Below are 13,260 nucleotides of genomic sequence, written 5' to 3' on the forward strand. Positions count from 1 at the left end.
ACTCCTCGCTGATCCTCTTCGGAGAGATCAGTCAGTAGAGGAGTTCCGATATGGCCAAGACCATGCCAGTCCCGGTGGAGACCAGTTCAGACAGCGCGTACCAATGGGAATTTGCATCCCAATGGTCGAAAGCCTGGAAAGTCATCAAATGGTCTGGAGCGGCGCTGCTGACGCTCGCCTTCCTGACCGTGATCGGACAGGGATTTCTGTTCTACCGCCTGTTCGACGATGTGCACCCGGTGCTGGGGTACGCGTTCATCCTGCTGCTGGCGGGATTGTTGCTTTTGCTGGTAGGGCGGCCACTCGCGTCATTCCTGTCCATGCCCGTCGCAGCGAAGCCGCCCCATACGCCGTTCGATCTGGATGATCCGGACATCACACTCCTGTCTCAGCGGCTGAAATACGACCTCAAATATCTTGCCATGCTGAAGCGCAATCCGCTCCTGGTCGAGGACGTGGCGTCTATCGAGGAAGGCATGGTGGCCGGGCGCGCTTTGCTGGCCCGGTTCGCGGCGGCGGACATGACAGAGGCCGCCACGGTCGCAGCAGACCTTGAAGCTTTCCAGAAGCGCCATATCGAAATCCATCTCAAGAAACTCGACGCCAAGGTCGACAAGCTGATCCATGCCGAAGCGGTCGGCGTCGGCGTGGCCACGGCTTTCTCCATGAACGGCACCGTTGATGCATTCGTGGTGCTGTGGCGCAATGCGAACCTGATCGCGAAGATTTCCCAGATCTACTTTGGCCGCCCACATCTGGGCGGCACATTGCTGATCCTGCGAGATGTGGCGGCTATCGTCGTGGTGAGCCGCGCGCTGGAGGATGTGACCGACATGACGGGGGATGTGATCGGCGGCCTGTTGGGGCGTATGGGCGGATTGATCGCCGGGCCGGTCATGGACGGAGCGGTAAACGCCATGCTGACCCTGAAGATGGGGTATCTCGCCAAGCGCCGCTGCCGGGCCTTTGAAGGCTGGTCCGCGCGACAGGCTCGCTCGATCTCTGCCGAAGCACTTGCGCGCGTGAAAAAGGAATCCGGCTCGGTCGCGACGGATTTGCTCAAGCGTTGCGGCGGGCTAACCTCCCGCGCCGCTTGGGCGGCAGAGCAGACCATGTCGGGCTCGAAAAATGCGTGGTCGATGGTGCAGGGTTGGTTCGGGCGAAAGGCCACGGAGGCCTGAGAGCAGGCATCAGGTTTCTGGCATAGCAAACCCATTGCGTGAAGCTGATTACTTTGGCTATCATGTCAGCAGACTGAGGGGATTGCACAAGGGGGGGGACATGATCCTGTTGGCAGGCTGGGCGATAGCGATTTTAACTGTTGCATTCGGTTACATCATTGCAGGACCAATCTGGGTGAAGCGGCACTCCCTGCGCTTCCGAGTGGGGCATACACTTCGCCGGTGCAGCGGCATGTATGGCGAAATGGCGCTTGTCACATTCGGGGCCGTGCTGGTCTTCATGATCGATCAGTCCAGCCCGGACGTGTCTGTCGACGAGATCGTGATGGCCAATCCTGTGGCCTCGCTCACGCTTCTCGCCCTGGTCGCTGCAGTCGTTTACGTCCACGGTATGCGCACCGCGATGGCAGCCGAAACGGGCGAGAAGCGACGGCTGGCTTTTACCTATTCCATATACGGGATTTTTAGCACGATCTTCTTTGCAGGTGGGGCGGCGCTCATCACGCTGCTTGTCTGTCAGGCCCTTGCCGATGCGCGCCATTTCGCAGAGCTCTCGGAGGCCGCGATTGGCCAGCTTCCCACAGGCGGCGGCGCGACAGGGGAATCGATTCAGCGCGGTCTGGAACTTTCCTATCTCGATACCCAATTGCTGCTGTCGAAAGCGGAGGACAGCATGTCTCCGGTCTTCGTCTTCATGGCGGGCATTTTCGCCATCAATCTCGCCGTGCGCCTGACGCCGCTGCGCAGCCTGTTCATCAACAATGCAGTCTTGCTGACCATGGTCTCGACCATCATTGGCGTGATTGCGGTGATGGCGGTCGGCGCATGGACCTATATCGGCTATTACTCGTCTTTCATTGACGACTACATTGCCAGCCTTGCGCAGTTCCGGGAACTGGTCATGCAGGAAGGGTCCGATGTGCTGGAGCGCTACTCGGAAATCTATGTCCAGATGATCAGCCAGAAGACCCTCCTGGGGTTCGTCACGCGGATCAGCAATGAATGGGGCGGTGTCGCCGCCGTGCTGGGTGTCACGCAATGGATTGTCGAGCAATTCAATCGTCCGGAACAGGAAGAGAGCCCGGCCCACGCCGAGAAAGCCACGGAGGCATAATGCGCAAACTCTATATACCGATCCTTGTGATTGGCTTAGCCACTTTGTACCTGGGTCTAGCGGGGTGTGTGACATTGACTGACAAATCCATTCCAGTGCAGCGGACGGCTGCGGCGGCAGAGCTTCAGCCTGCGAGCGGTACGTTGAATGTCATGACCTGGAATATCGGATATTCCGGTCTGGGGGAGGAATCGGATTTTCAGGCGGATGGCGGTACCATGTTGCGTCCGCCCAGCAAGGCCGTGGTGGAAAAGAATCTCTCCGGCATTTCAGCAGTCCTGAAAGATCACCAGCCCGACATCATCCTGATGCAAGAACTGGCGGCGGACGGCTTCCTGACGCGCGGCGTGAATGTCCTGGGTACTGTGAAGCACTCGCTGGCAGATTATTCCATGTTCTTCTCCTCGGACATCCGGACCCGCTTCTTTCCGGGCCCCATCTCTTTAAAACATGGACTGGGCACGTTCTTGCGCGTCGCGAACAAAGGCACGAAAATTGTCCGCATTCCGGAAGAGCCCGAAGCCCTGATGGGATTCATACGCCGCCGCTATCATGTCCAGGTGACGGAGTTGAAACTTGGTGAGACAGACTGGGCGGTCATCAATGTTCATCTCTCGGCCTTCGATGAAGGAGCCAACACCAGGATGCAGCAATTGCGCGCGGTTCTGGATCTGGCGCGCTCCTATTATGACTCCGGCAAGGCCGTGGCTGTAGGAGGTGACTGGAACATGCGTCTCACACCAACCGATTTTTCCTACACGGCCGATGATTCTGCCCAGTTCTGGATTCATGACTTCCCCCGGGAAGAACTGGGCGACGGCTGGCAAATCGCGGTGGACCCTTCCATGCCGAGCGTTCGTACCAATGAACAGACCTACAAGGCAGGCGTAAACTACACCACGATTATTGATGGGCTGATTGTGTCGCCCAATGTCGAAATTGTTTCCGCAAAAGGGCTGGATTTGAGTTTCCAATACACGGACCACCAGCCTGTCATGGTCACTTTACGCGCCGTGGCGACGGGGGATGCTCCTGTTGAAGCTGTAAATTGATGCCCATACTTTTGCCAGGTGGGAGCTTTCGGCAGGGATTCGCGACAGGCACGCTTGCTGGCCATCAGAATCCGCGCTAGTTCGACTCGTATAGACGAACTCCTCCCGGGAGAGAGCGGGTACCCAACCCCGCCGCCGAAGGCGCAACCGCCCCGGAAACGCTCAGGCAAAAGGACCGGGAGAGAGACAACACGCTGGAAAGAGACGGGCTGATGGTGCCGTCTCGCCGAAGGAGCAAGCCCGCATGCCGGGCGGAATCTCTCAGGCGCCCAGGACAGCGGGGGCGACGATGCGCAGCTTGAGGCTGCCCCGTCTCCTTATGAAAGGGCGTCATGGACGACACGACGACAGAGAATTTGAAGCGCACGCCGCTCCATGCCTTGCACGAAGAGCTGGGCGCGAAGCTTTTGCCGTTCGCCGGCTATGAAATGCCGGTCCAGTATCCAATGGGCGTCAAGGACGAGCATCTCTGGACGCGTACGCAGGCGGGCCTGTTTGATGTCTCCCATATGGGTCCATGCTTCCTGTCGCTGGCCGATGGCATTGGCGGCGGTGATGACGCGCATGCCGAGATCGCCGCGCTGGTCGAGACGCTGGTGCCGTCAGATATTGCAAGTCTCAAGGAGGGCCAGGCGCGCCTGACCGTGCTGCTCAATGAAGAGGGCGGCATTCTGGATGACCTCATCATCACCCGCCCAATCGGGGAAAATGCGCAAGGTTCGCTCTACATTGTCGTGAACGGCGCCGTGAAAGAAGCCGACTGGGCGCTCTTTGAGCGGAGCTTTGAGGGCAAGGCCGTATTGACGCGCGCCGATGACCGTATCCTGTTCGCCCTGCAGGGCCCGAAGGCCGCCGACGTGATGAGCGACTTCTTCCCCGGCTGCGAAGATCTTACATTCATGCGTCATATGCCGTTCGAGCTGAATGGCTCGCGCTGCATCGTGTCGCGCTGTGGCTATACCGGCGAGGACGGGTTTGAAGTGCTTGTCTCGCCGGAGGCTGGCCTGCCGCTCGTCAATGAAATGCTGACCGACGACCGGGTGAAACCGATCGGTCTTGGCGCGCGGGATTCCCTGCGTCTCGAGGCTGGGCTTTGCCTCTATGGCCACGACATGGATACGACCCGCGACCCGGTCGAGGCAGACCTTGCCTGGGTGATCCAGAAGAAACGCCGTGAACGCGCTGACTTTCCGGGGGCGGAACGTATTATGAAGGCTCTCGCCGCCGGCCCGGCTGAAGTCCGTGTTGGTATCCAGCCGCTGGAGCGCGCGCCAGCCCGCGAGGGAACCGTGATCGAAGTTGGTGGCGAAGCAGTTGGCATTGTCACATCCGGTGGCTTTGGACCTAGTGTCGATGCGCCCATCGCAATGGGTTATTTGCGAGCAGACCTGGCTGAGCCTGGCACGAAAATCGACCTGATGGTGAGAGGCAAGGCGCGTCCCGCAGAAGTGTGCGCGCTGCCTTTCGTGGCACACAATTACAAACGCTGAGAGGGAATTGGGCATGACAACTTACTATACTGAAGACCATGAATGGATCACCGTGGATGGCGATGTCGCCACGGTTGGGATCACCAAATACGCCGCCGAGCAGCTCGGCGATGTTGTGTTTGTCGAAGTGCCGGAAGCAGGAGCCAGCTTCGCCAAGGGCGACGACATGGCGGTGGTCGAAAGCGTCAAGGCGGCTTCGGATGTATATGCCCCCGTCGGCGGTGAAGTCGTGGAGGGCAATGCCGCCCTCGCTGACGCACCTGAGACGGTCAACGAAGACCCTGAAGGCAAAGGCTGGTTTTGCAAGTTGAAACTGACCGATGCCGGCGAACTTGGATCGCTGATGAATGCGGATGCCTACAAGGCATTTTGTGACGGCCTGTAGGCGTTGATGGAGTAGCACATATGAGATACCTCCCCCTGACCCCGGAAGACCGTGCAGAAATGCTGGCGACCATCGGCGCCAAAACAGTCGATGAATTCTTCACGGACGTACCTGAAGCTGCGCGCCTCGGCAGCACGATTGAAGGCTTGCCGGACCATCAGGGGGAACTCGCCGTCGAGCGCCACATGTCGAATCTCGCGGCCAAGAACCGGTCGGCCTCGTCCGGTCCGTTCTTTGTCGGGGCGGGCGCCTACAAGCATCATGTTCCGGCTACGGTAGACATGGTGATCCAGCGCTCTGAATTCCTGACGACGTATACGCCCTACCAGCCAGAAATCGCGCAGGGCACGCTGCAAACCTTGTTCGAATTTCAGACCCAGGTCGCCGCGATGACGGCAATGGATGTGGCAAACGCCTCCATGTATGACGGGTCCACGGCCTGCGCCGAGGCGGCCATCATGGCGACCCGTGTGACACGCCGGAAGAAGGTGATTCTGTCGGGTGGGCTGCACCCGCACTATGCCGCCGCCACCAAAATGGTGTGCGAGGCGCAAGGGTTCGAAGTGGTCCAGTTGCCCGCAACTATGGATGGAGAGAATGCGCTGGCCGATGCGGTAGACGATCAGACCGCCTGCGTCATCGGCCAGAGCCCGAACATTTTTGGGACGGTGACCGATCTTTCGAAATCTGCCGACGCCGCGCATGAAAAAGGCGCGCTGCTTGTGTCGGTCTTCACCGAAGCTGTCTCGCTGGGCCTTGTCACGCCGCCAGGAGAGATGGGCGCGGACATTGCCGTGGGCGAGGGCCAGTCCATCGGGAACGGACTCAATTTCGGTGGGCCCTATGTCGGCCTGTTCGCCTGTACCCAGAAACTGGTGCGCCAGATGCCGGGGCGCCTGTGCGGCGAGACCGTTGACGCCAACGGTGATCGCGGGTTCGTGCTGACGCTGTCGACCCGCGAACAGCACATCCGCCGTGACAAGGCGACTTCCAATATCTGTACCAATTCCGGCCTGTGCGCACTGGCCTTCACGGCGCATATGACGCTGCTGGGCGGCAAGGGGCTGGAGCAGCTGGCCCTGCTGAACCATGAGGCGGCCTGCGATCTTGCGGAGGCATTGGAGGCGGTGCCCGGCATCGAAATCCTGACACCGCGTTTCTTCAATGAGTTTGCCTTCCGCACGCCGATGGACGCCGAAGCCGTGCTGGCCATGCTGGATGAGGCCGGTGTGGTCGGCGGCGTCCGCGCCAGCCGCCTCTTCCCCGATGGGCATATGGGTGACGTGATTATTTGCGCCGCCACCGAATGCACGACACCGGAAGACATAGCCGCCTATGCCGCGGCGCTGACTGAGGTGCTTTGATGACGCTTGAATGCAGATTTAAACCCGGCGTAGGGCCGCTCCCAATCCGGTTCGGGATGTCTCGGGGCGAGGTTGAGCAGTGCTTCGGTTTTAAGGCGCGGCAGTTCTTCCGGACGCAGAGCTCAGCTTTTCCGGCTCATGAATATTGCCACGACGACGGCACAGTGTTTGTTTATTTTACCGGAAGTGGCACTGTCGAGGCGGTCGAATTCGATGATCGCGCGCGAATTACTTGGGATAATTACCTCCTCACGGGACGCACCAGCGAGGACGCTCGTCGTCTTTTCGAGAGCAAGGGTTTCTCAAGCATCGGCAGTTTAGACGTTATAGTAAGTCCGGAAGTCGGCATAAGCTTCTGGTTTCCCTACCTTGCTGATGAACCTGAGCGAACAGCTGAGGCGGTGCTCGTGGCCCGCAGTGAATATTTTGACGAGGTGAAACCGATATGACCATGAACATGCAAGGCCGCCCGACGGCGCCGACTTCGGCTTCGGTAGCTGCCATCGAGACCATGTCTGGCTCGCGGGGCCTGTTGCAGGCTGAAGGCCTGATCTTCGAGATCGGGACGTCTGAGACAACCGGCGTTGACCTGCCCGCGCCGCAGAACCGGAGCGGACGCCTTGGCGGCGTTGCGCGCAGCCAGCCGACCGGCCTGCCGGGTCTGTCGGAGCCACAGACCGTGCGCCATTACATGCGCCTCAGCCAGAAGAACTATGCCATCGACCTTGGCCTGTTCCCGCTCGGCAGCTGCACGATGAAACACAATCCGCGTCTCAACGAGAAGCTCGCGCGCTTGCCCGGCTTTGCGGATATCCACCCGCTGCAGCCGCAGGCAACCGTGCAGGGCGCACTGGAACTGATCGACGAATTGGCCACTTGGCTGAAGACACTAACCGGCATGCCTGCGGTTGCGATGAGCCCCAAAGCCGGGGCGCATGGCGAGTTCTGCGGCATGATGGCAATCCGTCAGGCGCTGGTCGCGCGCGGCGAGGCCGAGACCCGCAAGCGCGTTCTTGTGCCGGCCTCCGCCCACGGAACGAATCCGGCAACCGCCGTTCAGTGCGGCTTCATCGTGGACGAGATCAAGGCCAATGCGCGCGGCCGCGTCGACATGGATTCGTTGAAGGCGAAGCTCGAAAAATCCGACGACATTGCCGGCATTATGCTGACCAATCCAAATACCTGCGGCCTGTTCGAGACCGATATCAAGGAGATCGCCGACCTGATCCATGCGGCTGGCGGATACTTCTATTGCGACGGCGCGAACTTCAATGCCATCGTTGGCCGGGTTCGCCCCGGCGACCTTGGTGTCGATGCGATGCACATCAATCTGCACAAGACCTTCTCCACCCCGCATGGCGGCGGCGGACCGGGCTCTGGGCCGACCGTCCTGTCCGATGCGCTGGCGCCTTATGCCCCGGTGCCCTTTGTTGTGAAGGATGAAGATGGCGTCTTCCGTCTCGTTGAGGATATGGAAGGTGACGCTAAAGAGAGCTTCGGCCGTATGGTCGCCTTTCACGGCCAGATGGGCATGTTCGTCCGGGCCCTGACCTATATGCTCAGCCATGGCGCGGACGGCCTGAAACAGGCGTCTGAGGATGCCGTCCTCAATGCCAACTATATTCAGGCTCGCCTCAAATCCGTGATGACCCCGGCCTTTGAAGGCTATTGCATGCACGAAGCGTTGTTCTCCGATGCCTTCACGGCAGACGGGATCGAAACCATCGACGTTGCCAAATCTCTCATTGATGAAGGCTATCATCCGATGACGATGTACTTCCCCTTGGTCGTACATGGGGCGATGCTGATCGAGCCGACCGAGTCTGAATCGAAAGCCGAGTTGGATCGCTTTTGTGACTCGCTGGAATCGATTGCCCGGCGTGCCGCGCAGGGGGACGAGACAATGAAGGGCGCGCCCTATCTCGCCCCGATGCGCCGGCTGGATGAGACACAGGCAGCGCGCAAGCCTGTGCTCAAATGGACGCCGCCAGAAACGAGTTCCGTGCGGCAGAATAAGGATCAGGAAGCGTTCTGCACTGTTGGGCGTGACTTTCGGAAGAGCGCGCCCACTGGCCGTTCAAAATAGGTGTAGCTGAGCAGCGAGGCGGCAATCGATCCCGTCACGCAGGCAAGCGCAAACGCGACATTGTCGAGCAGGCCAGGATGGCCGAGCTGGAAAACAGGCGCGAGAACGGGAATGTCTCCGAGGCGTCCGAACAGGACCCGTAGGGCCACGATGACGATCGTGTGCACAAGGTAGAGCGAATAAGAGGCGTCGCCGAGCCGGACCATCGCGGCGAGTATTTTGCGCAAGGCTGGAAACAGGGCGCGCACGCTGCGAGGTCTAGTCTGACCAGCCAGCCAACCTGTCCAAAATGTAGCAAGCATGCCCAAGCCGCCCACCAGAACTGCAACAATAGTGGCATTGACCCGCACGGATAGAGGGGCTGTTTCTCCCAGTCCGTAGAGCTGGAAAACCGCGATAGTCAGCAAAGCGCCGACGCCCGCCGGGACAAGCCATGCCAAACGATCTTCAAGTTCCAGCGTGACGAGACCGTAGATGAGCGCGGCACTCGGCAAGCCGAACATCATGACGCGGCCCCATTGAAGTGTGTAATCGGTTTGGGGCCCCTGCAGGCACAGGGACGCCACCATCCATAGCGTGGAGACCAGCATCACGATCCCACCTCGCCACGCAACTCCGGACGCGACGAGCATTGCTGTGGCGGCGCCGAACAGAAATTCCATGGTCATGGGCGAGAAAAATAACGAAAAGAAATCGGTAACGATCGGGCCGGACAGTCCAGACATCCATCCTGCGATGACTGCAGCTCCCCAGCCAAGCAACGCATAGGGCCACAAGGATCTGCGAAGCAGCAAGACGAGGCTGAACGCGAGATAGAAATAGACTTCATGGATCAGCGTCCACCCCACCACAAGTACCGGCTCCTTTTCCTGTGGAATCAGCAGGAAGGACTTGATGATATAGATCCAGTCTGGCTCCGGACGCGACGTGACTTGCAACGTTTCGACCATATTGCCCAACTGGAAATAGCCGAGCAGACCGACTGTGGTGATACCGGCAAACAGCCACCAGACCGGATAGACCCGGGTCAGCCGACGGAACACGAAGTCCAGAGCTGTCTGGATGCCGGGCTTCAATTCGTAGGTCACGGCGACCATGATGAAGCCGGAGATCACGAAGAACAGGTCGACCCCGGCGAAACCATTCGTCACAATGCCGCCAAGCCAAGCCAACTCGCCGCCACCATTATGGGCGATGCCGCGAGTTTCGTGGGCTCTGGTGTGATAGAGAACGACCAGGAGGGCCGCCACTCCACGCAGGACCTGAACAGACTGCAGTTTCATTCCGGGCCTCACGCAACATTTCATCCCGCCCTGCGCGCGGAACGAGCGGGCAATCTGTAGCAATCAGGTAACGCAGACACCAGACTTTGACCACATCATGACGATATCGCTGGCGGCGCCCGCTTCTTTTCCCATATTCAGCTTAATGGCCGATGACGAAACCCACATGAAAACGGAACAGACCGCAGCTTCCCCAAAGCCTGCGGCGGGGCTGCGCAATGGTGTGAACGTAGCGTTCCGCCAGATTTTGGCGCTTACCGGTCTGATCATGATCGTGGTGGCCATTCCAATCGCTTTCGTCACGCCGATCATTCCTGTTGGCTTGCCGATTGCCATTCTTGGTGTCGTGCTGCTGGGGCGGAACGCGATGTGGGGCAGGCGGTGGATGGAGAGCGTTTTGGCAAGGCATCCCCGGGTCGAACGGTTCGCGCCAAACTGGCTGATGCGCTTGGTGTTCGGCCGAGACAAGAAAGATCCGTCTCAACCGGAACAGTAGAAACAAATTGCGGCAAATCCGGCCGGGCAGGCAAGAATTTCACGCGTGTTTCCGGCTCAGGCCTTGAAGCCGGAAGAAATGTCAGCAGTATGCGCCAAACCTTTCTGCGGACACGGGGCGAAATGAAATGCGAATACTTTATGGGCTGGCAGCTGTTTGCGCTGCGGCACTCCTGCTTTCAGCGTGCGGTGGAGGCGACGATACCGACAAGGCTGCGTCGTCGGAAGACGCGTTCGACCGCAATCCATATCCTTCCACATATGCGCCCTATCCGAATGCGCCTGTCCTGATCACCAATGCCACAATCCTCGATGGCGAAGGTAACCTGATCGAAGATGGCAGCCTGCTGTTGCAGGATGGCAAGATCGTCGCACTAGGCGCCGATATCGAAGCCCCGGTGGGTGCCGAGACGATTGATGCGACAGGTCGCTGGGTGACTCCGGGCATTATCGATAATCACAGCCATCTCGGCGTCTATCCCTCGCCCGGTGTGACCGCGCACGGCGATGGCAACGAAATTTCTGCGCCGGTCACGGCCGAAGTGTGGTCGGAGCACGGTGTCTGGCCGCAAGATCCAGGCTTCACGCGGGCGATAGCCGGAGGCATCACCTCGCTCCAGGTGCTGCCGGGCAGCGCAAACTTGTTCGGCGGGCGGGGTGTGATCCTCAAGAACGTGCCGAGCCGGACCGTTCAGGGCATGAAATTTCCGGACGCGCCCTATACGCTGAAAATGGCCTGCGGCGAAAATCCCAAGCGCGTTTATGGCTATGGCGGCGGGCGTTTTCCTGGTGGCGCCCCTTATTCTCGGATGGGAAACGTGGCGGGATACCGGCAAGCTTGGATCAAAGCTGCAGAATACAAGCGCAAATGGGAGAAGTACGAGGACGAAGGCGGTGAACCACCTGCGCGTGATCTCGAACTGGACACGCTCGCGGGTGTGCTGAATGGCGACATCCTCGTGCACATGCATTGCTACCGCGCCGATGAGATGGCGCAAATCATGGATATGTCGAAGGAGTTTGGCTACAAGGTCACCGCCTTTCACCACGCCGTTGAGAGCTACAAGATTGCCGACAAGCTGGCCGAATATGGTGCGTGTTCTTCCATGTGGGCCGATTGGTGGGGCTTCAAGATGGAAGCCTATGATGGCGTCCGTGAGAACATCCCGATGGTCCACAAGGCCGGCGCGTGTGCCATCGTCCATTCGGATAGTGATGTCGGCATTCAACGTCTCAACCAGGAAGCCGCCAAGGCATGGTCTGATGGTTTGAGGGCAGGTATCGATATTCCGAAAGAGGTCGCTTGGACGTGGCTTTCGCTGAACCCGGCCAAGTCATTGGGCATTGACGATCGTACGGGCAGCCTGAAGCCCGGCAAGATGGCGGATGTCGTCGTCTGGTCCGATGACCCGTTCAGCGTCTACGCCAAGGCAGACCAGGTCTTTATTGACGGCGCGCTGATGTTTGACCGCGACCATCCTGAGACCAATCCTGTGATGGATTTTGAAATAGGCCAACCTGGTGAAGGAGATCGCAAATGATCCGTACACTACTTACAAGCGTTGCCGCCTTGGGTCTCGCAGCGGCGCCCGCGTACGCCGATACGTTCGTCATTCGCGGTGAAACGGTCTGGACCGGCACCGCTCAAGGTATGATCGAAAACGGCGTTGTTGTCATCGAGGACGACCGGATTGTCACGGTCGGCGGGGCAGATACTGAAGTGCCAGGTGGCGCCACCGAGATTTCCGCTGAATGGGTCACGCCTGGTCTGATCGCCTCCTTTGCCCGAACAGGCCTGGTTGAAGTTGGCGCGGAAGATTCTACGAATGACACGGCGGCGGCGATGTCTCCGTTTTCAGCCGCGCTGAATGCAGCCGATGGGTTCAATCCCGACGCCACTGCGATTGATGTCACCCGGATCGAAGGTTTTACGCGCCTGGTTGTTGTACCCAACACCGGCAATGCGCTATTTGCCGGGCAGGGTTTCGTAGCTGATACGAGCGGTGATCTCGATACGGAGCTGGATGAGAAGGCATTTACCTTCATCAAGCTCGGTGAAGCAGGCGCGGGCCTTGCTGGCGGCTCGCGGCAGTCTGCCATGACGCTGCTGCGGGCGGCGCTGGATGATGCGCGCAGCTATCCAGCGCGCTACATCACGCAGAATGATGGTGCGGTTCTGAACCGGATTGATGCACAAGCGCTGTCGCCCGCCGCACGGGGCCAGCAGTTGATCTTGATTGAAGCGAGTCGTGCCAGTGACTTGAATGCCGTGATGGATCTGGCCGAGGAGGAGCCGTCACTGAAGATCGTGATTGTCGGCGCGGACGAAGCGTGGCGTGTGGCGCCACGGCTGGCCGAGATGGATATCCCGGTGATCATCAATGCGTTTTCCAATCTTCCGGGCTCGTTTGAGAAACTGGCAGCGACATCTGAAAATGCAGCGCGACTGGCCGCAGCAGGCGTTACATTTGCCATTGCCAATGTTGGGGATAGCAGCCATCAGGCGCGGCTTGCGACACAGCTTGCCGGCAATGCAGTCGCCAACGGACTGAGCTTCGATGATGCTTTGGCGGCGTTGACCACCGCCCCGGCGGACATGTTCGGCCTGACGGGGTATGGTCGCCTCGCGCCCGGCGCACCCGCTGATGTGGTTGGTTGGGACGGGGATCCTTTGGAGGTCGCGTCTGCACCCATCGCTGTCATCATTGCCGGCGAGCAGCAGTCACTCGAGTCCCGCCAAACGCGACTGCGTGACCGTTATCTCAGCCTGGATGAGAGTGAACGGCCGCGCGCTTTTACACGGCCATAAC

The 13,260-nt window shown here is 59.5% G+C and carries 12 protein-coding genes and 1 riboswitch; of the genes, 11 read left to right on the forward strand and 1 reads right to left on the reverse strand.

Going from position 1 to position 13,260, the window contains the following annotated elements; genetic code table 11:
• Window positions 1-50: 50 nt before the first annotated feature.
• The 8 genes from B2P82_RS07940 to gcvPB all read left to right on the forward strand — a co-directional run bounded on the left by B2P82_RS07940 (window position 51) and on the right by gcvPB (window position 8,672).
• A complete protein-coding gene (locus B2P82_RS07940) occupies window positions 51-1,181 on the forward strand; it encodes a DUF697 domain-containing protein (protein ID WP_290496289.1) in 1,131 nt (376 codons plus the stop codon).
• A gap of 100 nt (window positions 1,182-1,281) precedes the next feature.
• Window positions 1,282-2,295 carry a hypothetical protein gene (locus B2P82_RS07945; RefSeq protein WP_290496291.1) on the forward strand — a complete coding sequence of 338 codons (1,014 nt, stop codon included), beginning with the start codon at window positions 1,282-1,284 and terminating at the stop codon, window positions 2,293-2,295.
• A 74-nt stretch (window positions 2,296-2,369) separates the two neighbouring features.
• On the forward strand, window positions 2,370-3,347 hold the full coding sequence (locus tag B2P82_RS07950; protein WP_290496293.1) for an endonuclease/exonuclease/phosphatase family protein: 978 nt from the start codon (window positions 2,370-2,372) through the stop codon (window positions 3,345-3,347).
• 96 nt (window positions 3,348-3,443) lie between these two features.
• A riboswitch (glycine riboswitch) is annotated at window positions 3,444-3,535 on the forward strand.
• Window positions 3,536-3,679: 144 nt separating this feature from the next.
• The gene (gene gcvT, locus B2P82_RS07955) at window positions 3,680-4,837 is read left to right on the forward strand and encodes a glycine cleavage system aminomethyltransferase GcvT (protein WP_290496295.1); all 1,158 of its coding nucleotides are present in this window, start codon (window positions 3,680-3,682) and stop codon (window positions 4,835-4,837) included.
• 13 nt (window positions 4,838-4,850) lie between these two features.
• Window positions 4,851-5,222 carry a glycine cleavage system protein GcvH gene (gene gcvH / locus B2P82_RS07960; RefSeq protein ID WP_206992595.1) on the forward strand — a complete coding sequence of 124 codons (372 nt, stop codon included), beginning with the start codon at window positions 4,851-4,853 and terminating at the stop codon, window positions 5,220-5,222.
• Between the two features lie 20 nt (window positions 5,223-5,242).
• Window positions 5,243-6,586 (forward strand): aminomethyl-transferring glycine dehydrogenase subunit GcvPA, encoded by a 1,344-nt coding sequence (gcvPA, locus tag B2P82_RS07965; RefSeq protein ID WP_206992596.1) that lies wholly within the window; start codon window positions 5,243-5,245, stop codon window positions 6,584-6,586.
• Window positions 6,586-7,035, forward strand: coding sequence for a hypothetical protein (locus B2P82_RS07970; RefSeq protein WP_206992597.1), 450 nt, complete (start codon window positions 6,586-6,588; stop codon window positions 7,033-7,035). The genes gcvPA and B2P82_RS07970 overlap by 1 nt, the downstream gene beginning before the upstream one ends.
• Window positions 7,032-8,672 carry an aminomethyl-transferring glycine dehydrogenase subunit GcvPB gene (gcvPB, locus tag B2P82_RS07975; protein WP_290496298.1) on the forward strand — a complete coding sequence of 547 codons (1,641 nt, stop codon included), beginning with the start codon at window positions 7,032-7,034 and terminating at the stop codon, window positions 8,670-8,672. Before B2P82_RS07970 ends, gcvPB begins: the two co-directional genes overlap by 4 nt.
• Here gcvPB and B2P82_RS07980 read toward each other — a convergent pair.
• A complete protein-coding gene (locus B2P82_RS07980) occupies window positions 8,606-9,955 on the reverse strand; it encodes an acyltransferase family protein (protein WP_290496300.1) in 1,350 nt (449 codons plus the stop codon). The two genes, gcvPB and B2P82_RS07980, sit on opposite strands and share 67 nt — an antisense overlap.
• A 166-nt stretch (window positions 9,956-10,121) precedes the next feature.
• Between B2P82_RS07980 and B2P82_RS07985 the strand changes: the two genes are divergently transcribed.
• From B2P82_RS07985 to B2P82_RS07995, 3 genes are all read left to right on the forward strand, one after another.
• Window positions 10,122-10,451, forward strand: coding sequence for a hypothetical protein (locus tag B2P82_RS07985; RefSeq protein WP_290496302.1), 330 nt, complete (start codon window positions 10,122-10,124; stop codon window positions 10,449-10,451).
• A gap of 127 nt (window positions 10,452-10,578) precedes the next feature.
• Complete coding sequence (locus tag B2P82_RS07990; protein ID WP_290496304.1) at window positions 10,579-11,991, forward strand: amidohydrolase; 1,413 nt, start codon at window positions 10,579-10,581, stop codon at window positions 11,989-11,991.
• Window positions 11,988-13,259 carry an amidohydrolase family protein gene (locus B2P82_RS07995; protein WP_206992601.1) on the forward strand — a complete coding sequence of 424 codons (1,272 nt, stop codon included), beginning with the start codon at window positions 11,988-11,990 and terminating at the stop codon, window positions 13,257-13,259. Before B2P82_RS07990 ends, B2P82_RS07995 begins: the two co-directional genes overlap by 4 nt.
• The last annotated feature ends 1 nt before the right edge of the window (window position 13,260 follow it).

Origin of the sequence: Hyphomonas sp. UBA4494, assembly GCF_002388935.1 — a bacterium.
Lineage (GTDB): Bacteria > Pseudomonadota > Alphaproteobacteria > Caulobacterales > Hyphomonadaceae > Hyphomonas.

Bases quoted from the DNA above. Each gene is read 5' to 3' on its own strand.
- B2P82_RS07970 (WP_206992597.1), top strand. From the start codon at position 6,586: ATGACGCTTGAATGCAGATTTAAACCCGGCGTAGGGCCGCTCCCAATC.
- B2P82_RS07980 (WP_290496300.1), bottom strand. From the start codon at position 9,955: ATGAAACTGCAGTCTGTTCAGGTCCTGCGTGGAGTGGCGGCCCTCCTG.
- B2P82_RS07990 (WP_290496304.1), top strand. From the start codon at position 10,579: ATGCGAATACTTTATGGGCTGGCAGCTGTTTGCGCTGCGGCACTCCTG.
- gcvT (WP_290496295.1), top strand. From the start codon at position 3,680: ATGGACGACACGACGACAGAGAATTTGAAGCGCACGCCGCTCCATGCC.
- B2P82_RS07985 (WP_290496302.1), top strand. From the start codon at position 10,122: ATGAAAACGGAACAGACCGCAGCTTCCCCAAAGCCTGCGGCGGGGCTG.
- B2P82_RS07945 (WP_290496291.1), top strand. From the start codon at position 1,282: ATGATCCTGTTGGCAGGCTGGGCGATAGCGATTTTAACTGTTGCATTC.
- gcvPA (WP_206992596.1), top strand. From the start codon at position 5,243: ATGAGATACCTCCCCCTGACCCCGGAAGACCGTGCAGAAATGCTGGCG.
- B2P82_RS07940 (WP_290496289.1), top strand. From the start codon at position 51: ATGGCCAAGACCATGCCAGTCCCGGTGGAGACCAGTTCAGACAGCGCG.
- gcvPB (WP_290496298.1), top strand. From the start codon at position 7,032: ATGACCATGAACATGCAAGGCCGCCCGACGGCGCCGACTTCGGCTTCG.
- B2P82_RS07995 (WP_206992601.1), top strand. From the start codon at position 11,988: ATGATCCGTACACTACTTACAAGCGTTGCCGCCTTGGGTCTCGCAGCG.
- gcvH (WP_206992595.1), top strand. From the start codon at position 4,851: ATGACAACTTACTATACTGAAGACCATGAATGGATCACCGTGGATGGC.